Here is a 23,134-nt window from a genome sequence, read left to right as displayed (position 1 = left end):
GTGAGAGTAGGCAGCAAGATCTCTGAAAGCAGCGGCCTTCACACGCCAAGACGTCCATACTCACGCCATGGACGCAGGGCTAGCAGGGCTCATCGGGGCTGCAATCGGGGGCGTCTTAGGAGCTGGCGGTGCAGTGGCCGCCGCAGCAGTAACGGGCCGGGGCCAGCTTCGCGCCAACCTAGGCCAGATGCAGCGAACGGCGCGACGGGCCGTCTACCTTCCAGCGCTCGCCGAGTATACAGACATCATGAAAAAAGTCGATCAAATATGGGCTGACTTCGTTTCATACTACGACGAAGACACGACGCCTCCCGTAGCACACGAAACTTCTGAAGATTTAATAAACCGGATCAGTGAACTTTTCCACGAAGGACCCACCGACACCTACACAGCAATGCGCCTCGAAGGTCCACCAGGCGTGTATGAGCAATACCTACAATGCGATGCAGCGGTGGGCGACCTGTTGTCGACCCTACGGGATTCAATCGTCACTCTCGGGAGATACTCCGACGGAACCTTCCGCTTAATAAACTTCAGACCCTCCAATATGGATGAATCAGTGGAGGAGATAGGAGTTCGACGACTGAATTTCGGGATGCAGCTGGACCGCTTCACCGTAATGGCACATGACGCCATGTATCGCAGCTAAGTGCCGTACCGTAGAGGTTTTGTGACACGGCCCAGTGCGCGCTGACGCACTGGGCCGCCCATGTCATTCCCAGATCAGACCGTCCACCTGCTTGGCGATGTCCGTCCGTACTGCGTCGACCATGTGTTGATACCGAGCGGCCATGGCGGTTGTGGACCACCCCATGAGCCCCATGACCGCCCGCTCGGGGACACCAAGGATGAGTAGCACCGTCGCGGCCGTGTGGCGCGCGTCGTGCAAACGGCCGTCCCGAACCTTGGCCTCTGTCAGAAGAGCCTTCCACTCGGTCCAGTCGCGGCGATGGGACGGACTACGGCCATGCTCGTCCGGGAAGACAAGGCCGTTCTCCTCCCAACGCTGCCCAGCCGTTTCCCGCTCCACTTCCTGCGCCTTGAGGTGCGTATCGAGCAAGGCAACGAGTTGTTCGGGGAGTCCGACCGCGCGACGGCCAGCGCGCGACTTGGTGGTGGACAACTCGGGGTTGGTTCGTCGCCTCTGCGGGCAGTACCCGGCGGCCTTGCGTCCACAGGGCTCCGCGCACCCGTGGGCGTACTGCGGCCTGTGACGACTACGGCGGACAACAAGGAATCCACCCTCAAGGTCCACGTCGTCCCACGTCAGCCCTAGTACCTCCCCTTGACGCAGTCCGAGGGCGAGCGCGGCGGCCCATCGCGCGGAGTTGCGATGGCGGTCAGCGGCCTTCAACAGTCGCTGTACCTCTTGAACGCTGTAGGGCTCCACCTCGTACTCCCCCGTCTTTGGGGCCTTAGCCAACAGGACAGGGTTCCTGCCGAGATGGCCGCGCCGTACAGCCTCATTGAGGGCTGTGCGCAGAGTTCGGTGCACCTGGTGAGCGGTGGCGGGCTTACTGCCATTGGCCTGCATCTTGGCGTAGAACGTCTCGATGTGCTCGGGCTTGAGTCTGTCGAGCCGGTGAGCGCCCAAGCCGGGGATGAGGTGCTTCCGGACCGCGACGCCGTACCCGACCATCGTGTTGTCGTTGACGGCGAGGGGCGCGACGTTCTCAACCCAGTGCGTCAACCACGCCTTGACCGTCCACGCCTTGCCCGGCTTCCTTACGGTCTTGGCGTCGCGCTGTTTCTCCAGCTCTCGAACAGCCTCCGCTACCTCAGCCTTGGTCTTGCGCTCGACATGGCGACGGTCCGTCGTGCCGTCGTCGCGGACGCCGACGGTCACGCGGCCGTGCCATTTGCCGTCCTTACCGAAGTAGATCGAGCTACGGCCGTTGGGCTGTCGGGTGCGCTTCTTGTCTTCCGCCACAGGCGGACTCCTTCGGGGTGGGTGGAAACGGCCGGAGCGCCACCCCGTGGGGGTGGCGCTCCGTTGAGAGGCCGGTCAGGCCGCGCGCTGTTCGGCGCGTCGGCGGGCGAGGTAGGCGGCGGGGGCGTCGGCGGGAACGCGCCGGAGTCCGCCAACCAACAGGGACTCCAGCTCTCCCGTACGAATGAGGCCGAAGCATGTGGTCCGGCCTATGCGGAGGCAGCAGGCAGCCTCTTCGACGGTCAGGAGAACGGGGGCCGGTCCGCCGGCGTCAACGAGCCGGACCGTGTCCACACTGGCGATACTCACGCGGGAGCTCCTAGGGGTGAGGGGATGCACGGCCGGGGTGTCGTTGGTTCGACAGGCTTCTCAGGAGCCTGCGTGTGTCCGAGGTGAGGATTTCTGCGTCACAGCGTCACCCGCGTCACGCAGGCTTCTGACCTGCGGGTTTGGTGTGACGCAGAGCGTTCGGGGTGCGTCACGCGTGACGCAGGCTCTCGTCACGCGTGACGCAGGTGACGCGGCGTGACGCAGAGAGGGGCCGTCTGCGTCACGCCCTTATGTGCAGGTCACCGGCCGTTTTCCAAGATCGTGTGACGCTGTGACGCAGCGTTCCCCTACTTAGGAAAAAAGAGGGGGTGTCCGTGGTGGTGTGGCGCGGCTCAGAACGTGAAGAAGGAGCCGCTTCGCGGCGCGTCCATCGGGGCGGCGCGAGCGCCGAACAGCAAGAGGAGCACGCCTGGCCGGTGGTGCTCCTCTTGCTGTTCGGCCGTGGCGCCGGTCAGAGCGTCTGCTGTTCGTGCGGCGGCGCGGCCTGTGTGCGGGCCATTTCGATGTAGCGGCCTTCCCGGGTGCGTCCGGAGTCGATGAGTACGCCCCGCGCGGCGAGGGTGGGCTGTAGCCGCTTGAGCCGGTCGGAGAGGACCTTGCCGGTGGTCGGCCAGCCCTTTGGCAGGGGGCGGAAGTCGTCTCCGGTGTAGACGCGGCTGAGGCAGTGCAGCCACTCCGTGGACGTCATCTGCTGCCCCGTCCCCGGTTCGATGCCGGCCGCGTGCGCGAGGACCGTCTGAGCCAACAGGTCGCCCTCGATGACGTCGTCGTTGAGGTCGTCCAGGCTGGCCCGGTAGGCGGCCAGAGCACCCAGACCGGTTGCCGCGTCGAGCTGCGCGCACAGGTGGGCGAAGTCCGCCATGCGCAGGTCGGTCGGGGTCTCCGCGTCCACCGCGCGGACCTTGACCGTCAGGTCCAGGAGCGAGCCGAGGACGACGGGCAGCACCTGCGCGTACTCCGTCCACAGCTCATCCTCGGTGCGCCGCACTCGGGGCCGCTCCAGCCTGAGCGGCAGGAGCCGTTCCGCGAGGTCGGGCCGGATGACTCCGACGTCGATGCCGGTCAGGAGCAGGGGGCGACGGTAGCCGACGCGGAACACGTCCCCGTCAGTGAACAGAGCGCGCTTTACGTTCTCGGCACCAGTCACGATGCAGCACATCGCGTCGGACAGGTCCGGGCTCATGTGGGAGAGGTTGTCCAGCGCGGTCACCCATCCGGCAGCCACGGCCGCAAGGAGGTTCTCCTCATCCTTCGGGGCGCGGCGCAGGTCACCGGTCATGCCTTCGATGATCCGTACGAGCATCCGGCCGCCGGTCGACTTGCCGGCGCCCTGCGGTCCGGTGAGGAACGGGGCCGGGACGGGCACGGACGGCCCGAGGCACCCGACCAGCCACGCGATGGCCAGACACTCCGTCTCAGCCGTGGCGAAGTTGCACAGCCTCAGCAGCAGGTCGATGCCCTTGCCGTCCGTGTTCTTGACCGGCAGCGGGAGTTCGCCGGTGAGCTGGGTGCGCCGCCAGCACACCTCACGCGGGTCCGGAACGGCGATGTCCCATCCGGTGGGGTGGATACGGACGGACTGGCCGTCGGCACGCCCCAGGTCCAACCAGGTGGCCCCGTCGAATCCCGGGGCGACGCGGATGTACACGGGCTGGACGTCCTCGGTCAGTGCAAGTGCTTCGATCAAGTCGAGTGCCTCTTTAAGCGCGGTCCCGTTGAACACGCCCAGTCCGTCCTTGAACAGGCCGACCATGAGTTCTTGGCGGTGGCTGCCGGTGGTTCCCTGGGAGCGGATTGGGCGGGCGACGGGGTGGCCGTTGCGCTGCGCGTAGACGGTGCCGTCGGCGGTGCGGAAGTACCGGAAGTGCGTCTGCGCGTAGTCGGTGATGATCTCTCGGGCCGGGTTCTTGTCGTCGTCGGCCATGGTCACAGTCCCAATGTGGTCAGGGCGTTGGTCCACGCGTCGGTGCAGTGCCGGGCCGTTTCGCCCTTGGCCTGCGCGGCGGTGAACAGCCGCGTGACGTGGGCGTCGGTGAGGCAGCCGCACCGGCCGTGCGTCGACAGCACCGCGAGGAACGTCCGGTACACGGTCGCGTGGACGGCGCTGCGGGCCTCGGTGATGCGCTGCACGCCCATGGTGATCCCACGGTCCAGGTAGGTGGGCGTGCGGTGTGGGCACTCGCCCCCATGCCCCCTCAGAGGCACTGAGAGGCTCTGTGGCGCCCTGCGGGCGTGCGACGGCTCCTTTAACGCGCGCACAGCGTCCGGGAGAGCGGCCATGGCGCCCGTGCCGTTGTCGAGCCAACGGGCGTACGCCATAAGGGACTTGATGTCGATGCCGGGCCGTACGGCGTTCGAGGACGGCATGGTGCCCCGGTAGATCCAGTGTTCGCCTCGGGTGGTGAGCACGGTCCGGGTCGCGGGCAGCGTCTCACGGGCCCACCGGACGGCGGCAGGGTTGTCGAGGTCGACCACGGTCACGCCGGCGCCGCCGGGGTGGTAGGCCACGGACGCCGCGTGCCGCCACGCCGGCCCCCACGCGGGCGAGTTGAGGACGTGGGGGTCGATGGTGGCGGCGGCCCAGCCATGGCAGGGCTGCGGGCAGGCGCACGAGCCGGGGGTTTTCATGTTCGGCCGGCCACCGCACGCGTTTCGCGCGCAGGTCGGGCAGTTCCCGAACGGCAGCTTTCCCGCCCGCAGGGGCAGGACCGGGACGCCGGCCGCCCCGAGCTGAAGCGCGGTGCGCAGCGGGGTGAGTGTGGTGGTCACGCGGCCACCCCCAGACCGCTGGTCGTGCGGGTGGCGAGGTAGGCGCGGCCGATGAATTCGGTGTAGGCGGGCGGGATCGCCTCGGTCAGCTCCTCGCGGACGTCCGTCCAGTGCATGCCCATCGCGGTCTGGAGTTCGGGCACGGTGGGCTTGCCGCCGCCGTTGCCGTACGCGGCGACGTACGGGCCGTCGTAGAAGCGGCCGTGTCGGTAGCCGCGCACCCGGCCCCGGTGGGGGACGTGCGCGGGCTGCTCGGTCGTCCAGCCGCCCAACTCGAAGTTGCGGTGCCTGATGACCCCGAGGCCGTACATCTCGCCGCACAGCGTCAGGTCCTTACGGATCTCCGCACGGCCGTTGGGCTGCTCGATCACGTACGGCAGACCGGTCGCGTCCAGCAGTTCCCGGGTGGGCGCCACGAGGTCGACGTGGGCGCCGCCCCAGCCCTGCGAGGCGTTGGTGCCCACGGTGAGGGCACATCCGTGCTGGCACGGCGGCGAGGCGTGGACGAACACGTACCGGCGGATCTCCCCCGTCACGATCAGGTGGGCGAGGTAGGCGAGAGCGTCGCCCCGGTGGTAGGGGAACGGGTAGTTGGGGCGGTTGGCCACGTCGCACCCGTCCACGTCGAATCCGGCGCGGTGGTAGCCCACACCGGCGCCGCCGGCGCAGCAGAAGAGGTCCAGCAGGCGCGGTCGGGGGCCGGACACTCGCCGGATGAGGGTGGGTTGGGTCATTCTGGATGTCTCCAGTTCCTGGTTGGGTCCTGGTTGGACAAGGGCGGCCCCGCGACTTTGGCGAGACGAGGGGGCCGCCCTTGGCACAGCTAGAACGGGGCCTTGGCGCGGTAGCCGCGCCGGGTGCGGCGCATCCAGCGCGGCAGGGGCAGCAGGGTCATGCGCCACGTCGACCAGCACGGGCAGAACTCCCAACCGCTGCCCCAGTACTCCCCGGCGTCCGGGTAGCCGTAGCGCTGCACGGTGCCCCCGCGCCCCTTGCAGTCCGGGCAGTCGGGGCGGGGGGTGTCGGTCAGGACCAGGGCACGGAAGCGGCAGCCGTCGAGGACCTTGATTCGCAGGCGGAACATGGGTGTTGGGTCTCCTGTCAGCCGTGGTGCTCGTTGCGGGTGCGGGCGATGACCCCATAGGTCTTCGTGGTCGTGTTCTCCTGCCGGACCGGGCCGGCGTAGTGGTGGTGGTTCTCGGTGTGGACGGCCTTGAGGGAGCGCAACGCGGTGCCAATCGCGGCGACGACACCGCCCACGGCGGCGATCGGCAGCGTGACGAACAGAACGCTCGTCAGGGAGACGGCGGCGAATCCCTGGCAGGCGAGCCAGACACCGCACCCGATGCCGACGAATGCGGCTCCCACGCCGATGCCGGCGACGGCGGTCCCGGCGGCCCACGCGGGCACGATCCTGCGGTCCGGCTGCATGACCGGGGGCGTGTCGCCGTACGCCGGGAGCGGGCTGGTGTCGCGGTAGGCGGTCGGGGTGTCGGGGGCGGGCCGGTAGGCGTCGGCGATGATCCAGGCCGCTTCGGCGGCGGCCACGTCCTCGCTCATCCGGACGCCCTTGCGGAACGCTTCGGGAGTGGTCTCGGGGTACATGCGGAATCCCTTCCGGTCACGGTTCAGGGAGGCGGGGACACCCCCTGCCGGGGGCGTTGTGAGGGGGGTTTCAGGGGTCTGACCTGGGGCGCCTCCCTGCCTCCCTGACGATCAATTACGCAGGTCAGGGGGAGGGAGGCGGGCCAGGGAGGGGTTCAGGGAGTTCTCCCTGCCTCCCTGACCCGACGGGGGTCGACTCCCTGTCACTGGGAAGCGGAAGCGGAATCCGTCTCGTCGCGGTCGGCGAGTGCGCGGGCGATGCGGTCGGCGACGACGACCATGCGCCCGTCCGACTTGTGGGGCTCGCCTGCGGTGCCGGCGAGCACGCGCTTGAGGTCGATGAACGACCACTTGCCGTAGGTGTCGGGGGCGAGCACGGCGAGCCGCTTGAGAACGTCCTGGGTGCTGATGCGGGTGTCGGTGCCGAGGACGGCGGCGATGTCCGCGAGCGGGTCACGCGTCTCGCGCTCCGGTTCAACGGCGTGCAGGGTCGTGATCCCGCTGCGCAGGGCCTTGGCCCGCTCAGCGATGGCGGTTGCGTCGTCGTGGCCGATGAAGTGCGTGCGCACGGTGATGGACGACTGGCCCTTGGGGATGTCGATCCCGCTGGACGCGATGACCAACGTTCCCTGGTCCAGCCCGGGACGCAGCAGGTTCGGGGCCGCCCCGCCGTCGACGGCCTTGTCCCCGAGCGCCATGCGGGCCTGAGACTCGGTGCCCAGCGCGAGCGAGGCACGCGTGTGGGCACCTTCCCTGACCAGCTTGGGAAGGTTCTGGTCGGTGGGGTCCTGGGTCCCCTGCCACATCAGCACGTTGACCGCACGGCCCTGGTTGTGAATCTTCCGCACGGCCATGAAGTACCGGGAGGTGGCCTTGGATCCGCCGTACTGCTGCCCCAGGTCGTCCTTGACCGGGCACATGAACGCCACCTGTGCTTCGTCCACGATGCAGATCAGGGGCGGGAACTCCATGTTCGGCTCGAACTGACGGTCCTCGATCCGCCGGTTCATCTCATCGACCACGCCTTCGACCATCTCCGTGGCCTTGATGACGTGGTCGTCGGTCGGGCCCTGGATGAGCACGGTGGCCAGGCCGTTGAACATGACCCAGTCACCGCCCTTGAGGTCGGCGATCCGGAATTCGATGGTCTTGTCGAGCACGGCCCACAGGGCGAGCGATCGCAGGGAAGCGGTCTTGCCCTGGTTCGACAGGCCGGTGATGAGCAGATGGCGCTGATACAGGCTCAAGGCCGCCGCGTCGCCGCGCAGGTCCTGACCCCAGGGGGCCTTGCCCTTCTTGTAATCGGCGGTCATGGTCTCGTCGGTGACCAGCGGAGACGGACCGATCGGCTCATCGAGCGCACCGGAGTCGGCGACCCAGAGGCGGACGGTGCGGGCCGCTTCGGGGATCGTGATGAACACTTCGTGCTCGTGCCGGGTCAGGTTCTCCGCCAGCTTCCTGCGGCGCTGCTGCACCTCGATCGTGGATACCCCGGACGGGAGCGTGACGTCGACCTCGACACCGCATCCGGCGATCCGGATCGGCCCGAGCATCGACGCGCCCACGTCGCCCATCTCCTTGATGGCGTTACGCAGCGCCGGGATACCGAGGTCACGCAGGGCCTTGACCACGATCGAGGGCGTGATCGGCTCGCCATCGCTCGATCGCTGGTGCTCAGGCATCGACCACGACGGCGCCGCCTTCTGGTGCGCGCCGACCGACCACAGGGCGAGCAGCGCGAGGAAGGGGCCGATCGTGAGCGCCGGGCCCCACACGATCTGAACGATCCGGATCAGGGTCGCGATGAAGTCGATGGTGGCGGCGAGCGGGGTGATGACGTCCGCCGGCCGCTTGGTGTTGATGGCCATGACGACCCCGAGCGCGAGCAGCCCGGCGATGCCCATACCGGTGCCGACGGCCACGCCCTTGGCCACCTCGACCGGGGAGTGGAGGAGGTCCATGCGGCGGCGGTGGCGTGCCTCGCGGAAGCGCTGGAGACGCTCCTCCCACTCCTCCGCAACTTCCAGGTTCCCGGCCGCTTCGGCGGCCCGGATCATGCGCTCATAGCGGGCGCCGGTCTTGCCGTCCCAGGTGCGGCGGGCCACGATCCGGCCCCCGTTGAACGTGTACAGGCCGTGCCGGGCCACCGCCCGGACCACGGTCTTGGTGTTCTCGTCGGTCGCGGCGGCCTTGACCGCACGGCCGGAGCGCACCCACAGCGGCAGCCGCGGGGCCGGTGCCGGGTCGGGGACGACGGTGAGGACGGTCGGGGCGTTGGCGCCGGTCGGGGGGTCGGTGGGCTTGTGGAGGTTGATGACGTTCTCGGTCATGACGGCAGGTCTCCTGAACGGGAGGCAAGGGAGGGGAGGTCGGCGCACCGGGCGCGGTTCTCGGCACGGCTGAGCTGGGAGGGGTCGGTGCGGGGGCCGTCGGCCCAGCAGAACGGGCGCAGGGTGTCGGCGGCGGTGAAGACGCGGATGGCGCTGCCGGCCGGGGCGTCGGGCAGGCCGTAGACGCGGGCACCGTCCAGGCTGGCCAGGAGGCGGGCGCCGTGGTGCTCGCACCCGTTCGCGCCCGCGTTGAAGGCGTCCAGCACGGTCACCACGACCGCACCGACACAGCCGGTCGGGTCGTCCGGGTGAGCGGCGAGGCAACGAGCGTCCACGCTCACCACCACCCGGACGACTTCGTCTTGGCCTTGGCCTGCGCGTACTCGGTGATGATGCGCTGGCGCTCGCCGTGCAGGGCGGTCAGTTCGGCGTTCAGCCGGGACTCCACCGAGGAACCGATGGAGTCCATACGGGTCTCGGCGCCGCTGGTGCTGTGTCCCTGGTGGATGCTGCGGGCGCCGCCGGCCATCGCCCGGAACATGTCCCGGCGCTCCTTGCCGGTCAGCGGCCACCACTCGCCCCGCTGGACCGCTTCCAACTTCTTCTGCGTCTTGCTGATCTCGCGGTCCACACGGCGGGTGTCGGGTTTGCCCATGTCAGGCGATCCCTTCGGGGTAGGCGCAGGGCGCGCAGGTGCCGAGCGCGGTGGGGATGACGTAGCCGGCGTCACGCCGGCAGTCGGGGCATGTGCGGCGGGCGGCATTGGCCTTGGCGAGCGCCGCCCACCTGGCCGGAGTCATGGGCCGGACCGGTTTGGCCAGGTCGACGCGGTACAGGTAGGCGACCAGCGGCGGACGTCGGCGGCGGGAGCGTTCGAGCTGAGCGGCGACGCCCTGACCACCGGGGCGCAGGTTGCGGGCCCGCAGTTGGCGGCGGGTGGCGTAGCCGTCCGGTGCCAGGCGCCAGGGGTAGACGGGCAGCGTGCTCATGCCGCGCCGCGCCGTCCGGGTCGGCGGCCGGCGACCGAGCCGAGCAGCCGCCCGAGGCGGGCCCGGCGGGGCCCGGACCGCCCGGACCGCTTGGCCGCGTACATGGCCTCATCGGCACGGCGCAGCAGCGCGGACAGGTCCTCATCCGGATGGTCACCGGCCCGGACCCACCCCAGCGACACCGTGGTGTGCACGTCGGGGGCGGTGTCGACCGGCCGGGCGAGGACACGGGCGAGGGTGTGCAGCCGGTCCGGCATCGAGCCGTCGCGGTCGATGACGACGGCGGCGAACTCGTCGCCGCCCAGCCGGCCCGCGACACCGCCGGGGGTGGTGCCGTGGGCGAGGCGGGCGGCGACCGTGGCGAGCAGCGCGTCACCGGCCGCGTGGCCGTGGGTGTCGTTGATGTGCTTGAAGTGGTCGACGTCCGCCAGCACCACCACGGCGCGGGGGTCGCGCAGCAGGCGGCGGGCCCTGCGGGTGAACGCGTCCCGCGTCCACAACCCGGTGAGCGGGTCACGGCGAGCCGTTGTCAACCGGCCGTGCAGCCACCGGGCGTGGACCGCCCACCCGATCGCGGGCGGCACGGCCGGTAAGAGCGCGGCGAGGGTGCTCACGGCGTCACCACCTGGGTGGCACGTTCGGCGAGCAGAGCGTCACGCAGCATCCGGGCGTTGGCGGGCGAGGTGCGCAGGGCCCGGCGGATGCCCTCTGCGGTCACCTCAGCGTCCGTCAGGCCGGCCGTCGCCTTCCGTGCTTCCGTCATGAGCTGTTCGGGGGTGCGGCGGGTGCGGGGCGACTTGGCGGCGACCGGGACACGGCCCGTCGCCCGACGCGGCGCGCTCGACGCGGCCGCCACCGGACGGGCGGGTGTCGGGGCGATCGGGACCGGCCGCGCCACCGGGACGACGGCGGGCATCGGCTTCACGCCGACGCCCGACTTGCCGAGGTCGACCGGCGCCGGATCGGGCACCGAAAGCCGTGTCACCACGACCGTGGGTGTGCTCGATACGGGCAGGTCAGAGGTAGACCGTTCTCGACTGCTTCCGGTCGATTCCTCCGCATTCGTGACCGTGGCGGGGATCGCGGCGGTGGTGCCGAACATCGACGCAAGAGCCGCGTCCGCGCCGGCCGTGACCCGCTGCCGCTGGACATCGAGCAGACTCGATCCCAGCGCGGTGTCTCCCACCCCGACCTTGCGGGCCAGACGCCACGACTTCCGCTCCGACCACCACTTCACCCGATCGCTCGGGTGGTGGGCGGCACGGGCGCGGTGGTAGGCGAGCGCCCGCACGATGTCGGCGGTCCGCTGCTCGTGCTCCGCGTCCCGGCCGTCGGTGTGGACGACGATCCGCCGGGCCAGGAACGCCATACCTTCGGCGGACACGGACATGCCCAGCGGGGTCAGGGCGTAGATGACGGTGCGGCCGGGGTCGGACGCGGCCATCGCACCCATGAAGGCGGCGGCGGCCGGCAGCGCCCACAGCCCGGCGCGGATGACACGCGGGGAGGACTGCCCCAGCAGCGTCAGACCGAGCAGGACCAGCGCGAGAACGGCCGTGGCACCCTCACCCGCACCGAGCGCGCCCAGGGCGGTTCCCTTGCCGTAGGCGTGCCCGATGTTGCTGTAGGTCCCGATACCGCCGACCACGCCCGTGGCGAGCATGGGCACGAACGCGGCGCTCAAGACACCGATCTGCACCTTGTTCAGGGAACGGCCCGCGCTCATGCCGCACCTCCGTCCGCGTCGTAATGGCGGTAGGTGGTCGGCGGCTTCTGCGCGAGTTGCTTGCGCAGGTAACCGGTGTGCCAGCCGAGCCCCCAGTCGGTGTCCGGGGGTTCGCCCAGGGCGCCGGTCAGGGCCACGATCGCGTCCAGCGCGCGGTCTTCCAGCAGGATCCGGAACGCTTCGTGGTCGCCGATGGTGGCCGGGGTGGGGATGTTGAGGGCGTCCAGGACGGCAGCCAGGAACTCGCGGGTGTCGTCGTTCATGCCGCACCCCCGAGCGCCAGCGCCACGGCAGCGATCAGGAGGGCGCCGCCGGCGCGGGTGAGGTCGACCGCGCGGCGCAGGCAGGTGAACTTGACGACCGCGAGCCGGGACAGTCCGGCGATGTCGGCGGCGAGATCCGTCGACAGGCTCGCGGTGATCTGCTCGGGGGTCAGGGTGGCCCACAGGGGGAAGCCGTGACCGCCGTTCAGGTTCGGGCGCACCGACGTCAGCAGCACACTCGCCGCACCGACCAACAGCACCATGCCCAGCACACCGACGACGGCCGCCGCCGGGTTGAGGGGGAGGGCGCCACCGATCGTCCAGGCGCCGGCCAGGACCGCGCCGACGAACGCGAGCAGCAGCGCGGTCTTGTTGTCGGTCCGCGCGATCTCCGCCCTCACCTCAGCGTGCGCGGCAGTGAGGGTCTGTCCGGTCGGGGTGCTCATGCGGCACCGCCGGGCAGGATCGCGCTGGCGGTGCGGTTGGTCAGCTCCAGCCGGGCCGCGAGCACCCGGCGGCGGGCCCGGCGGATCCGGCGGCCGTCCAGCACGGTCGGGGTGCGGTCCAGAGTGATGATCTGCGCGTCCAACAGGTCGACCTCCGCCAGGATCAGCGGGAGCTCCTGCTCGATCGCGCCCAGGTCCGCGTCCGTCGGCTCGCCCCAGTCGGCGAACTCGGTAACAGCGGTCTGAACAGTCACGATGGGGTTCATAGGGTCGTGTGTCCTCTCACAGGGAACGGCCCGTCGCGGTCCCCGGGGTGCCACCCGGGGACCGCTCGCCGTTGAAGTCGGAACATCCGGCTCCCCTCAGCACTGCACGTACGAGACGCGCAGCGGAGGCAACCGGCCGCCGCACGAATGCGGCGAAGGTCAGAGATGCGCGGTCTTGCAGCCGCGCGGCCGTCACTTCGGGGAGACGGCTCAGAGACCCACTTATGCAGCCCCACCAGCGGCGGAGCGTTCTCAAACAGCGACCGATACGGGGCTGGAGGCGCGCGGCATAGCCGCCTTCCTGCCGAGCGATCCCGTCCGGTATTGCAGTACCTGTTTTACAGGTACTGCATAGGGGGCCGTCAAGTACGGCGACGGACCCTCTTGGCTTTGCGCCGGGACTTCTTGGCGCACCATCAGAATCGCCCCAGGTCAGGGGACTTGGTTACCCTCTACGTGGACACCTCAAGGACGTCTCGGTACCTTCAAGAGGTCCCGAGACGTCCCACCGGGGGTGCAGATGTCCAACGAACGTTTGCGGTCTGCTCTGTTGGCCGCCGGCATGACGATTCAGACGCTCGCCGACGAGATCGACGTCAACCCGAAGACGATCGAACGTTGGATCACCAAGGGAAAGGTGCCGTATCGCCGACACCAGTACGCGACGGCGGCGGCGCTCAAGGTCGACGTGACGACACTGTGGGATGACGATCGCGCTGTTGAGAGTGCGGCAGACCTGACGAAAGCCGAGATCGTCAACGTCTACCCACACCGACACACGGTGCCGCCGAACCTGTGGCGCGAGATCTACGCACGGGCTGAGAACAACCTCGATGTCCTCGTCTACTCGGGGCTTTTCCTGTCCGAGGATCCCGTGTTCCTGGATCTCTTGAAGGAGAAGGTGAAGGGGACCACCCAGGCGCGCATCCTGCTCGGGGATCCAGACTGTGAAGCGGTCCGGCAACGCGGCATAGACGAAGGTCACCGCATCATGGACGGCAAAATCCGGAACGCGCTGGTGAACTACCGGCCGCTACTCAAGAGCCATCCGGAGATTGGGTTCCGGCTCCACGCAACGACCCTCTACAACTCGATCTACCGGTCCGATGGCGAGATGCTCGTGAACCCCCACGTGTACGGCATCGGTGCCTACATGGCTCCGGTCTTCCACCTGCGACGGCTACCAGGTGGCGGCCTGTTCGACACGTATGCGAATAGCATCGAACAGACCTGGGGAGGCGCTCGCCAGGTCACGGAACAAGACATCACTGGAGCTTGATCATGGGACGCATTGACTACCTGCACGACCCCGACGCTCCGCCGGCCAACTCGGTCGTGCCGTCCGTCGTGGCGTTCGTACAGAACGATGCGGGCCAAGTGCTCATGATCCAGCGGTCCGACAACGGACGCTGGGCGCTGCCCGGCGGGGGGCACGACGTAGGCGAGTCGATCAGTGACACCGTGGTGCGCGAGGTCTGGGAAGAGACCGGCATCAAGGCGGAAGTCGTCGACATGTCCGGGATCTACACCGACCCAGGGCATGTGATGAAGTACGACGACGGCGAGGTTCGGCAGCAGTTCAGTATCTGCTTCCGGGCGCGGCCTGTCGGCGGTGAGGTGCGTACGAGCGATGAAACGACGCAGGTCCGATGGGTCGACCCATCGGACCTGTCTCAGTTGGACGTCCACCCCACCATGCGGCTCCGGATCGAGCACGCGATGGATCGGACCCGCCCGACTCCCTACATCGGCTGACGCTTGGCGGCGGCGACCCGATCGAGCACACGCGAGGTGCTCGCCAGGATCTCCGGTTCGGCCCGGCGGATGAATGTACCGATCAGGCTGTCCGGCCCGTAGCGGCCGGTGATCTCGTTCACGCGGTCCACAGGATTCGTGGGCGTCCCGTCCGGGGTCGTGTTCATGTCGCAGTAGCACAGTGCGTCATTGAGGTGCGCCTCCTCGCGCGGGAACTCGGCTTCAAGTTCCTGGCGCAGCCCACGGGCCTCCGCCTCCATCCACGAACAGGAGTGGTGCGCTACCAAGTTCACGACCCGTTCGTCGGCTTGGGCGACGTCGCGGAGGTAGCGGGCCCCGTCCAGCGGGTGAAAGCCCGTCTTGGCGAGGTCCGGTGCGTATCCGATGTCGTGCAGGACCGCAGCCGCTTCCAAGAGGTCCGCGTCCACACCGAGGAACGGCGCGATGGTGCGCGCGCGCTCAGCGACTCCCACGGAGTGCTTCCAGCGACGCGGCAGCGGATCGGAAAGCAGCGATTCGGCGAGCGGGTAAGCCCACTCCGTCAGTCCCGTCACTGTGAGGAACTCTCCTCTCGATACGGCAGGGCGCGCACGGTCCGTAGCTTGCCCTGTCCCCCTTCGGACAGCCATCCTGCTGCTTCCAGCTTCCCCAACGCCTTGGTGACCGTCGGGCGCGAGACATCGAACCTCTCGCATAGCGCGGAAGCACTCGGGAACGCTGCCCCGACTTCAAGGCCGTCATCCGCGAAGACGTCGGTGAGCCGCTCGGCGAGGGGCCGACGGTCGGTCCGCTGTCCCGCTCTGACCACACGCCAGCGCCCACCCGGCACCGGTTCTGCAGCGCCCTCCCTCTGAAGCGTCGCGAACGCCCGAAGCACCACACCACGCGAGACCTGGTGATCGTCCATGACCTCCGCGATCGGCGGCAGTTCCACCATCTCCGAATCGCGATCCATCTGCGCCTTGAGCTGATCCGCGATCTTCTGAAAGGTCCCGCGCGGGCTTGCTTGCTGCGCCACTCCCTCTCCCTCTCCCTCTCCCGCCATCAGGGTCAAGCGTGCCACGTTCAGCATCGGGCCAGAGCGCCTCAGCGGGAAGAGGTATCCGCTCCGCTTCGTTCGGGGAACCGCATCCACTCCCTATGAAACGCTGAAGCAACTGACCTAAAAGGCAACGACCAGTGCAATAATTGCCACCGCCACCGAGACCACCGTAAGCCAGAGCACTACCGCCTGCAATCGAATTCCGTACGCCGCGTTAGTCAAGTCAGCGGCAGCTGACACCAAATCCCTAATTTCTTTTTCCGAGTCGACAATTCGAGCCGACTCTCGCGCAATATGACGCGCCAACAAGGAATGAAATTGAATCGGAGTCCCACCTAGGCCCAGAAGCGCTTGAGGCAAGATTTCGTTCATCCGGAAACCTTCTCCGAGCCATCTATTACTAGCAGAGAAAGTAACGATTTCTTTCGCCACGAGCTGACTTTCAATACCGCTGATCAGCAGACGATTCCGAAGAGACACGAAAGACTTGTGTGTCGCATCGTTCGCAATCGAAGTAGCCTGATCTCGAACCTCCGCAATCTGGTTACTCAGCTTGGCGACATACGAGTAAAATCCCCACCTAACTGCAATATCGGTTAGGCTGTCATCTAGGCGTTGCATGGCATGGCTGATACTCGAAGAGTAGTGGGATCCAACTCCCACAGGTTCCGCGGAGAGCAAATCCGACTCACGCGCGGCACACGCGAGCACTTCCTCTACCCCGCGCCATCGCTCCGTGTGCTCAGTCGCCCATCGAAACCTTAGCGATGTCAGATCGGACGGCTCCCATTGAGATCTGAAGTCTGGCTGCAGATCTAGCACACCATATCCATCGGCCCTATTGCCCGAGGGCTCATCCCGCCACGGCACCACGTTAGCCGTTGTGACAAAGTAGACGACAGGATGCGTCTCGGCCTGCCGAGTGAAATGTCCGGGATAGTGCGCAGTGATCCACTCACTTGCCTGTTCAATCCGGCACTGTCGCCACTCCTTAACCTTTCGCGACTTCATAAACATGGGAGAAATTATGGAATGCCCATTACCGATAGGATCCAGTCTCTTACCCTGGTCTTCGCGAAGGAGTTCTCCATAGCTCTTCGCGAAGTCCTCGTCATACTCAAACCTAAGCACGAGCGCACTGATCCCATGCGTCACTGCTACAAGTCCGGCCCAAACTCGACTTACGCCCTCAGGGAGTGCTGTAAAAACCTGATCCCCCCACGGCAAGGTCGACTGCCCCGGTGACGCAAAATTAGGTAGCCTAGTCCACGCCCCTCCGTCAGCCATTCGGGCGGACTTAAACCACTCTGCGTAACCTCGCCTGCCCGTCGGGGCAACGCCATCGAGCTGCTGCAGCCTCCTAAACATATCACTGGCATCCGGCGGCGTATAGAATTCAACCATCCAAATCGCACGAAATGAAACCGCCTCACCCTGCGGGAGGCGTGCATTAATATTCTCTTCAATATCCCGCTGCGTAAATCGGCGGGCATATCGAATTCCACTTAGCCGAAAGTGATTTCTTCGCGCTCGCGAGCGAATGACAGCCGGAAGTTCATTGCGGCCAGAAATCCATTCAAAGGCAGCCTCCATCCGCCCTTTCGGCAAAGCGGTAGGACTCGAAGAGGGCGGAACAAAGTAAGCGCGACGAAGCATGATCTCCTTTTCCTTACCTCCGGAGCGGTTCGCTCTCCCCTGTCCAACCCACACCTGCACGAGTTCGACCACACCCGGACCACGCCCTGACCAGCACCGACAAACCTGCAAAGTGATCGCCGCTAGACGTGGCCGGCCCACACTGCGGATCCATCCGCTCAGCTAGCGCAGTGGACGTGCTTCAACCTTCTCCGCAAGAGCGATCGTCTTTGAGATGCGTACCTTGCGCTTTCGATGACCGATCTTGACGTGAAGCCGCCAGGTGTTGGGTCGCCAACGGATCGCCTCCGTCATCAGCTCCGTTGCCGGGCAGGACCACTCGACAAGCATGTTCCCTTCCAACCGGAAGGGGAACTCCGCGGGGAACATAGGCCAAAGGGTGCGCTGCGTGTCTCGCCAAGGCTTGTCGTCGTACGGCCAGGAGACATCGAGATGCCCGACCTCGATCGTGGTAGCCGACCGCCCTCTATTCGACACAACGAGACGGAGCATGTACTCACCAGTCGAGTACTTCACGATGTAGGACTGGACGCCGACCTTCGGCCCCCCGGCCCGGAACGCAAAGAAAGCAAGGGCGAGCGAAGCGAACGTCACACAGAGTGACGCAAGGGCCACGGTCGGCGCCGCATCGGGACTGATCAAAGCCATCTAGGTAATGTAACGGTCTGACTTCACAGGGGTGTCACAGTGGAGGAACTGGGCGGTCGCAGGCAGGGCAGCCGTCTCAGTTTCCGTCTCGTTCGTAGCCGTACGCGGTCGTTCAGGGCCGTTCACTCAGCCCTGCCGGCCGCCCCGTTCGCACGGGATTGAACGCCCCTGAATGACCCCGGATCATGCCCTGACCAGCACCGACAAACCTGCAAAGCGAGTTACACCGGTTCAATTCCGGTCACGGCCTCTACCTGCCTGACCAGGCAGAACGCGAAGGGCGGCCCCTCCGACGAGGGGCCGCCCTCGTGGTTGTCCGGGTGGCTATGGCTGCCGGGGGCGGGGGTCGGCTTCGGCGTCGGGTGGGGATGAGTCGCCGTGGGGTCGGCGGGAAAGGCGCCCGCCGGCAAAGGGGTTGGCCGGCAGCCAGGCGTTCAGGTGCCGCCGGGCGTGCACGTGCAGCCGCGTCAGGAGCCGGAGGGCTTGGGCGGCCGGTGGCGGATCGGTGAGATCGCCGGTCAGGGCCACTTCGACACCGCCGCTGAACCGGGCGGTGTAGTTGTACATGAAGCCGCAAAGGCAGGCCAGAACGGTGCCCAGGAGGATCTCCAGCGCGACGACCCCGGTGGCGACGACCAGCGTCTCCCACGGCGTCGGCCACTCGCCCGGGGCCACGATGTCCAGCAGCACCGACGTGGCGAGCGCGGCGCCGAGGACGCACACGCCCAGGCCTGTCAGGAAGAAGAAGCTCATCACCGTGACCGACCACGGGTTGGTCCCGGATATGCGCATGCGGGTGGGCCGGCGCGGCGGGCCGTGCGGGAATGTGTGATCACGGGGCGGCGCCGGCTGCGGCGACCCGCGTTCGGGTGCCGTCGGAGTGGGTGCTGTCGGGGTGGGCGCCGTCGGTGACGTCACTATGCGGGACGAGATCCTCGGCGTCGGCTTACGGGCCGTGCCGCGGGTGCTGCTGCGCTTGGTTCGGCTCATGTCCGCTCCCTGGCTGGTCCTCACCTGCGACGTTATGTGGACGCGTGCGGCCTCGCATCCCCTGCGATTACGGTGAGTGATCAGGAGCGCGTCGCCGGCCCTGAGCGGTGACGGCCGGTTCGGAATGTCCCCCCTTTCTGTCCCCCGTGCGAGCTACGGGCAGGTGTCCACTGCGTGGTGACGATTGCGGGGCGGCCGATCCGTAGCGTTCGGGCCAGTCGCAGCGGTTGGGCTGCGGATCCTGTGAGGGAGTCATCATGAGGCTGGTCTGGCAGCTCCTGGCGGTCGCGGCGGTCGCCTTCGTCGGGGGGCAGGGTGTCGCCGCGGTGCAGGGGAACTGGTTCCTCACCCTGGTCCTCGGTCTGCTGACGGCCGTGGTCGCGGTGCTCGTCTACGGCTGGGTGGTACGGCGGACCGAGCGCCGGCCGAGCACCGAGGTGGGGCGGGTCGGTGCGCGGGCGGCTTTCGGGCGGGGGGTGGTCATAGGTGTGGTGACGTTCGCGTGTGTCATCGGGAACATCGCCTTTCTCGGGGACTACGCGATCCACGGCGTGGGGTCGGTGACGGGTGCGCTGGGGGTCGTCGGGTACATGGCCGCCGCCGCTGTGACGGAGGAACTGCTCTTCCGTGGCGTGCTGTTCCGGATCGTCGAGGAACGCACCGGGACCTGGATCGCGCTGATGTCGACCGGGGCGCTGTTCGGGATGATGCATCTGCTCAACAAGGACGCGACCGTGTGGGGCGCCCTCGCCATCGCGATCGAGGCCGGCGGCATGCTCGGCGCCGCGTACGCCGCCACCCGCACCCTCTGGCTGCCGATCGGCCTGCACTTCGGCTGGAACTTCGCCGAGTCCGGCATCTTCGGCACCGAGGTCTCCGGCAGCGGCGCGGCGCAGAAGGGGCTGCTGGACGCCACCACCTCGGGGTCGCGGCTGGTCACCGGCGGGCAGTTCGGGCCGGAGGCGAGCGTGTACTCGGTGCTGCTCGGGGTGCTGGTGACGGTCGCGTTCCTGTGGCTCGCCAAGCGACGGGGGCACCTGGTACCGCGCCCGCGACGGGGTGTCCCGGCCGGCTCCGTCGCTACACTGCCCCGGTGATCAGTCCTCGGCAGGCGCCCGGGTGGTGGCACCGGCTCGACGTCACGGTCCGGGATCTGCCGCTCGGGCTGCTGCTCCTGGCCGGGTCGTTCCTGCCGGCGCTGCACGGCAAGGGGACGCAGGTCGGGGATCTGCCGAACCGTCCGTTCGACGCGCTGACCATCGCGGTGCTGGGCCTGGAGTGCCTGCCGCTCGCCGTGCGCCGGCGGTGGCCGGCCGTCTCGCTCGCCCTGGTGTCTCTCGGCTTCGCCGTCGACCAGCTGCGCGGCTACCACTCGGCCGCGGGCACGGCGCTGCCGCTCGCCCTGATCAGCACCGGCGCCCATCTGGAACGGCACCGGCGGGCCACCGCGCTCGTGTTCTCCGCGGCCTACGTGCCGCTGGCGGTCGCGCTGCACCGGCTGGGGTCGGGAGGCGAGACGGCGAGCGGGTTCGTGACGTTCTACCTGGCGCTGGCCCTCGCGTGGGGCGTCGGGGCGTGGCTGCGCTCCACCCGGGCCGCGGAGGCCGAACGCCGACTGCGGGTCGCCGAGGACACCCGTACCGCCGAGCGGACCCGGATCGCCCGCGAGCTGCACGACGTGGTGACCCACCATGTGACGGCGATGGTCGTGCAGGCCGAGGCGGCCCGCTATCTGACCGCCGCGCCCGACCGCCTCGACCAGACCCTGACCGCCGTCACGGACACCGGCCGCCGGGCCATCTCCGACCTGCGCCATCTGCTCGACCTGCTCAATCCCGACCACGGCACCGGCACCGGCAGTACGGGGGTCAGGACACCGCCTGCCGGCCGGCTGCGCACGCTCGTGGAGCAGACGCGCCGGGCCGGGCAGCCGGTGGAGTTCACCGAGGAGGGCACACCAACGGAGTCGGCCGGCAGCGCCGACCTGGTGGCCTACCGGGTGGTGCAGGAGTCCCTGACGAACGCCCTCAAGTACGCCCACGGCAGCCGCACTTCGGTACGGGTCCGGCACGGCGAGAAGGAGATCACCGTGGAGGTCGACACGGACGGGCTCGGCGGCCCCGGCGCTTCCGGCGGTTCCGGTCGGCCGACCGCGTCCCCCGGCGGGAGCGGGCGCGGCCTCGCCGGTCTCCGGGAGCGGGTGGCCGTCCTGGGCGGCGAGTTCAGCGCGGGCCCACGAGCGGACGGCGGGTTCCTCGTGCAGGCCCGGATACCCGCCGGGAGCCCCTCGTGACCGCCGCGGACGGGGCGCCGCTGCGGGTCCTGGTCTGCGACGACCAGGTGCTGATCCGCACCGGCCTTGCGACGATCATCGACGCCCAGCCCGACCTGGAGGTGGCGGGCGAGTGCGGGGACGGGCAGGCCGCGGTCGACCTCGCCGGCCGGCTGCGCCCCGACGTCGTGGTGATGGACGTCCGGATGCCTGTCCTCGACGGCATCGAGGCCACCCGGCTGCTCGCCGGTGCCGGGGTGCCGCATCCGGTGAAGGTGCTCGTGGTGACGACGTTCAACCTGGACGAGTACGTCTACGAGGCCCTGCGCGCGGGCGCCAGCGGCTTCCTGCTCAAGGACGCGCCGCCGGACCGGCTGCTGCACGGCATCCGGACCGTGGCCACGGGCGCGGCCCTGCTGGACCCCGAGGTGACCCGGCAGCTCGTGGGCCGCTACGCCGCCCGTATCCGCCCCGCCGACGGCGGCACCCCGCACGGCATTCCGCTGACCCCGCGCGAGCTGGAGGTGCTGCGGCTGATCGCGGACGGCCTCTCCAACGGCGAGATCGCCGCGGCTCTCGTGCTCAGCCCGGAGACCGTCAAGACCTTCGTGTCCCGCATCCTCGCCAAGCTGGGTCTGCGCGACCGCGTCCAGGCCGTCGTCTACGCCTACCGCCAGGGCCTGGTGACCTGACCCCGCCCGGCCCCGCCCGGCCCCGCCGCTACAGCACCCCACCCGCCTCGTCCTGGAAAAGCTCCGTCCAGTAGTGCCAGTCGGCGTCCGTCGTGACGGGGGTGGGGTCGATGGTCGCGAGGGTGTGGAGCATGGTCGCGGCGAGCTGGTCGTAGGCCTCCGTGGTGAGTTCGTGGTTCAGGTGCTCGTCGATGGTGCGCTCGTGGTGCAGGAGCCAGAGGGTGTAGGCGAGCGTGGAGATGTCCGTGTTGAGGGGGTAGAGCGTCGCCTCGGGCTCGGAGAAGTTGAGGATCGCGCCCGTGGTGCCGTCCACGACGAGGCTGTTGTCCTCGACCAGGTAGCCGAGGCGTATGAGCCGGTCGGCGTGGGACGGGAGGTCGTCCAGGGGGAAGCCGCCCGGGTGGATGTCGGTGAAGTACTCCCACAGGGTGGGGAGCGGGGCGTCCGGGTCGAGGTGGAAGAGGACCGCGTCCTCCGGGAGGCCGGTCTCGCGCAGGAAGCGGCGGGTCGGCTCGTGGGTGAGCGTGGGCGGGAAGTCGACCTCCTCGAAGCGGGCCACCCGGCCCTGTCCGAACTCCTGGTCCAGCAGCCGGGCCGGCAGGTCGACGGTCAGCCCGGAGTCCGTGCCGGGGCCCGCGATCAGGCTGAGGGGGCGGATCAGGGCCGTCGCCTTCCAGTACGGCGGAACGCGGCCGGCCGTGCCCTCCTCGAAGAGCTCCAGGAGCTTGCGGGAGGCCTCGGTCGCCACCTTCGTGCCGTACGTCCCGGCGAGGGAGGCGAAACGGCCGCGCAGGCCGGTCAGTTCCTCGGTGACCGCGGCGAAGCGCAGCAGCGTCTCCAGCGAGGGCGCCAGCGGGCGGGGGTCGGTGGGGTCGATCAGGTAGGCCGTGGTGATCTCGCCGGTGCCGCCGTCGAGGAGGATCGACTCCGGGTCCAGGCCGGCCGGGGCCAGCAGCTCCCCTATCACCAGCCGGTCCCGGAGCTCCTCCGCGAGCCGGGACGGGCCGTCCGTGACGTCGGCCAGCGTGCGCAGACCGGCCGTGCGCAGCGGCGCGAACGTCAACAGGCCGCCGCTGTCGGGCAGTCCGGGGCCGGCGAGCCGGCTGCGGGTCGGTTCGTGCGTGATGTATCGGTCCATTTCAGCCTCGGTCAGCGTGATCGTCGCCGCACCGCTGCCGGTCGTGCTGATCGTGCTCATCGCTGCCCCCGCGATCAAAGTGTTCAAGACGTGCAAGTGGGTCGAGTGGTGCGTCGTGCGTAGAAGTCAGCAGGGCATGGCGGGTCGTCCGGGCTTCCCCTCCGGAACGGCCGTCCCCACTGCCCAGAACACTACGCCGCGGCACTGACAACGCCCCGCTGAAGAGACGTCAGGCGACCCTGGACCGTTCCGTCCCGGTGGGAATCGCCTCCACCTTCTGTTCCACG

The 23,134-nt window shown here is 68.5% G+C and carries 28 protein-coding genes; 6 read left to right on the top strand and 22 right to left on the bottom strand.

The features are described from left to right. The first annotated feature begins 67 nt into the window (after positions 1 to 67). Positions 68 to 649, top strand: coding sequence for a hypothetical protein (locus KVT45_RS05940; RefSeq protein WP_217545424.1), 582 nt, complete (start codon positions 68 to 70; stop codon positions 647 to 649). A 63-nt stretch (positions 650 to 712) separates the two neighbouring features. Here the strand turns inward: KVT45_RS05940 and KVT45_RS05935 are convergent, their stop codons facing one another. The 16 genes from KVT45_RS05935 to KVT45_RS05860 form a co-directional block, all read right to left on the bottom strand. Beyond that, positions 713 to 1,930 (bottom strand): site-specific integrase, encoded by a 1,218-nt coding sequence (locus KVT45_RS05935; protein WP_217545423.1) that lies wholly within the window; start codon positions 1,928 to 1,930, stop codon positions 713 to 715. Between the two features lie 75 nt (positions 1,931 to 2,005). Beyond that, complete coding sequence (locus KVT45_RS05930; protein ID WP_217545422.1) at positions 2,006 to 2,239, bottom strand: excisionase family DNA-binding protein; 234 nt, start codon at positions 2,237 to 2,239, stop codon at positions 2,006 to 2,008. A gap of 472 nt (positions 2,240 to 2,711) precedes the next feature. Further along, positions 2,712 to 4,184 (bottom strand): ATP-binding protein, encoded by a 1,473-nt coding sequence (locus KVT45_RS05925; protein ID WP_217545777.1) that lies wholly within the window; start codon positions 4,182 to 4,184, stop codon positions 2,712 to 2,714. Between the two features lie 2 nt (positions 4,185 to 4,186). Next, on the bottom strand, positions 4,187 to 5,029 hold the full coding sequence (locus KVT45_RS05920; RefSeq protein ID WP_217545421.1) for a bifunctional DNA primase/polymerase: 843 nt from the start codon (positions 5,027 to 5,029) through the stop codon (positions 4,187 to 4,189). Continuing rightward, positions 5,026 to 5,763 (bottom strand): DNA methylase, encoded by a 738-nt coding sequence (locus KVT45_RS05915; RefSeq protein WP_217545420.1) that lies wholly within the window; start codon positions 5,761 to 5,763, stop codon positions 5,026 to 5,028. Before KVT45_RS05915 ends, KVT45_RS05920 begins: the two co-directional genes overlap by 4 nt. An 89-nt stretch (positions 5,764 to 5,852) precedes the next feature. After that, positions 5,853 to 6,113: a hypothetical protein gene (locus KVT45_RS05910; RefSeq protein ID WP_217545419.1), complete on the bottom strand. Its 261-nt coding sequence runs from the start codon at positions 6,111 to 6,113 to the stop codon at positions 5,853 to 5,855. A gap of 17 nt (positions 6,114 to 6,130) precedes the next feature. Then, entirely contained in the window at positions 6,131 to 6,634 is a 504-nt protein-coding gene (locus KVT45_RS05905; RefSeq protein WP_217545418.1) for a hypothetical protein, read from the bottom strand. Between the two features lie 203 nt (positions 6,635 to 6,837). Then, the gene (locus tag KVT45_RS05900; protein ID WP_217545417.1) at positions 6,838 to 8,964 is read right to left on the bottom strand and encodes an FtsK/SpoIIIE domain-containing protein; all 2,127 of its coding nucleotides are present in this window, start codon (positions 8,962 to 8,964) and stop codon (positions 6,838 to 6,840) included. Further along, complete coding sequence (locus tag KVT45_RS05895; RefSeq protein ID WP_254646377.1) at positions 8,961 to 9,299, bottom strand: hypothetical protein; 339 nt, start codon at positions 9,297 to 9,299, stop codon at positions 8,961 to 8,963. Before KVT45_RS05895 ends, KVT45_RS05900 begins: the two co-directional genes overlap by 4 nt. Positions 9,300 to 9,301: 2 nt before the next feature. Next, positions 9,302 to 9,619, bottom strand: coding sequence for a hypothetical protein (locus KVT45_RS05890; protein WP_217545415.1), 318 nt, complete (start codon positions 9,617 to 9,619; stop codon positions 9,302 to 9,304). Between the two features lies 1 nt (position 9,620). Next, complete coding sequence (locus KVT45_RS05885) at positions 9,621 to 9,953, bottom strand: RRQRL motif-containing zinc-binding protein (RefSeq protein WP_217545414.1); 333 nt, start codon at positions 9,951 to 9,953, stop codon at positions 9,621 to 9,623. Beyond that, positions 9,950 to 10,567, bottom strand: coding sequence for a GGDEF domain-containing protein (locus KVT45_RS05880; RefSeq protein WP_217545413.1), 618 nt, complete (start codon positions 10,565 to 10,567; stop codon positions 9,950 to 9,952). The genes KVT45_RS05885 and KVT45_RS05880 overlap by 4 nt, the downstream gene beginning before the upstream one ends. Beyond that, the gene (locus KVT45_RS05875; RefSeq protein ID WP_217545412.1) at positions 10,564 to 11,679 is read right to left on the bottom strand and encodes a conjugal transfer protein; all 1,116 of its coding nucleotides are present in this window, start codon (positions 11,677 to 11,679) and stop codon (positions 10,564 to 10,566) included. The genes KVT45_RS05880 and KVT45_RS05875 overlap by 4 nt, the downstream gene beginning before the upstream one ends. Continuing rightward, positions 11,676 to 11,942, bottom strand: coding sequence for a hypothetical protein (locus KVT45_RS05870; protein ID WP_217545411.1), 267 nt, complete (start codon positions 11,940 to 11,942; stop codon positions 11,676 to 11,678). Before KVT45_RS05870 ends, KVT45_RS05875 begins: the two co-directional genes overlap by 4 nt. After that, positions 11,939 to 12,388 (bottom strand): Pycsar system effector family protein, encoded by a 450-nt coding sequence (locus tag KVT45_RS05865; RefSeq protein WP_217545410.1) that lies wholly within the window; start codon positions 12,386 to 12,388, stop codon positions 11,939 to 11,941. Before KVT45_RS05865 ends, KVT45_RS05870 begins: the two co-directional genes overlap by 4 nt. Beyond that, complete coding sequence (locus KVT45_RS05860; RefSeq protein WP_217545409.1) at positions 12,385 to 12,654, bottom strand: DUF6284 family protein; 270 nt, start codon at positions 12,652 to 12,654, stop codon at positions 12,385 to 12,387. The genes KVT45_RS05865 and KVT45_RS05860 overlap by 4 nt, the downstream gene beginning before the upstream one ends. A gap of 520 nt (positions 12,655 to 13,174) precedes the next feature. Here KVT45_RS05860 and KVT45_RS05855 point away from each other — a divergent pair. After that, complete coding sequence (locus KVT45_RS05855; protein WP_217545408.1) at positions 13,175 to 13,933, top strand: helix-turn-helix domain-containing protein; 759 nt, start codon at positions 13,175 to 13,177, stop codon at positions 13,931 to 13,933. A 2-nt stretch (positions 13,934 to 13,935) separates the two neighbouring features. Beyond that, the gene (locus KVT45_RS05850; RefSeq protein ID WP_217545407.1) at positions 13,936 to 14,409 is read left to right on the top strand and encodes an NUDIX domain-containing protein; all 474 of its coding nucleotides are present in this window, start codon (positions 13,936 to 13,938) and stop codon (positions 14,407 to 14,409) included. Here the strand turns inward: KVT45_RS05850 and KVT45_RS05845 are convergent. The 5 genes from KVT45_RS05845 to KVT45_RS05825 form a co-directional block, all read right to left on the bottom strand. After that, positions 14,397 to 14,963: an HD domain-containing protein gene (locus KVT45_RS05845; protein WP_308310660.1), complete on the bottom strand. Its 567-nt coding sequence runs from the start codon at positions 14,961 to 14,963 to the stop codon at positions 14,397 to 14,399. The genes KVT45_RS05850 and KVT45_RS05845 overlap by 13 nt on opposite strands. Continuing rightward, positions 14,960 to 15,427, bottom strand: a complete 468-nt coding sequence (locus tag KVT45_RS05840; protein WP_217545405.1) for a GntR family transcriptional regulator — start codon at positions 15,425 to 15,427, stop codon at positions 14,960 to 14,962. Before KVT45_RS05840 ends, KVT45_RS05845 begins: the two co-directional genes overlap by 4 nt. Before the next feature lie 144 nt (positions 15,428 to 15,571). Beyond that, the gene (locus KVT45_RS05835) at positions 15,572 to 16,072 is read right to left on the bottom strand and encodes a hypothetical protein (protein ID WP_217545404.1); all 501 of its coding nucleotides are present in this window, start codon (positions 16,070 to 16,072) and stop codon (positions 15,572 to 15,574) included. Positions 16,073 to 17,269: 1,197 nt separating this feature from the next. Continuing rightward, positions 17,270 to 17,755: a hypothetical protein gene (locus KVT45_RS05830; protein ID WP_217545403.1), complete on the bottom strand. Its 486-nt coding sequence runs from the start codon at positions 17,753 to 17,755 to the stop codon at positions 17,270 to 17,272. A 324-nt stretch (positions 17,756 to 18,079) separates the two neighbouring features. Next, positions 18,080 to 18,745 (bottom strand): DUF3566 domain-containing protein, encoded by a 666-nt coding sequence (locus KVT45_RS05825; protein ID WP_217545402.1) that lies wholly within the window; start codon positions 18,743 to 18,745, stop codon positions 18,080 to 18,082. A 257-nt stretch (positions 18,746 to 19,002) separates the two neighbouring features. Between KVT45_RS05825 and KVT45_RS05820 the strand changes: the two genes are divergently transcribed. The 3 genes from KVT45_RS05820 to KVT45_RS05810 are packed head-to-tail and all read left to right on the top strand — an operon-like array spanning position 19,003 to position 21,709. Further along, a complete protein-coding gene (locus tag KVT45_RS05820) occupies positions 19,003 to 19,842 on the top strand; it encodes a CPBP family intramembrane glutamic endopeptidase (RefSeq protein ID WP_217545401.1) in 840 nt (279 codons plus the stop codon). Next, entirely contained in the window at positions 19,839 to 21,038 is a 1,200-nt protein-coding gene (locus KVT45_RS05815; RefSeq protein ID WP_217545400.1) for a histidine kinase, read from the top strand. Before KVT45_RS05820 ends, KVT45_RS05815 begins: the two co-directional genes overlap by 4 nt. Next, positions 21,035 to 21,709, top strand: a complete 675-nt coding sequence (locus tag KVT45_RS05810; RefSeq protein WP_217545399.1) for a response regulator transcription factor — start codon at positions 21,035 to 21,037, stop codon at positions 21,707 to 21,709. The genes KVT45_RS05815 and KVT45_RS05810 overlap by 4 nt, the downstream gene beginning before the upstream one ends. Before the next feature lie 28 nt (positions 21,710 to 21,737). Here the strand turns inward: KVT45_RS05810 and KVT45_RS05805 are convergent, their stop codons facing one another. Then, complete coding sequence (locus tag KVT45_RS05805) at positions 21,738 to 22,907, bottom strand: SUKH-4 family immunity protein (RefSeq protein WP_217545398.1); 1,170 nt, start codon at positions 22,905 to 22,907, stop codon at positions 21,738 to 21,740. Positions 22,908 to 23,134: the final 227 nt, after the last annotated feature.

Origin of the sequence: Streptomyces sp. GbtcB6 (assembly GCF_019091475.1) — a bacterium.
GTDB classification, from domain to species: domain Bacteria; phylum Actinomycetota; class Actinomycetes; order Streptomycetales; family Streptomycetaceae; genus Streptomyces; species Streptomyces hyaluromycini.
The sequence above is the reverse complement of the archived record's forward strand: the minus strand, read 5'-3'. Positions and strand labels throughout refer to the sequence as shown.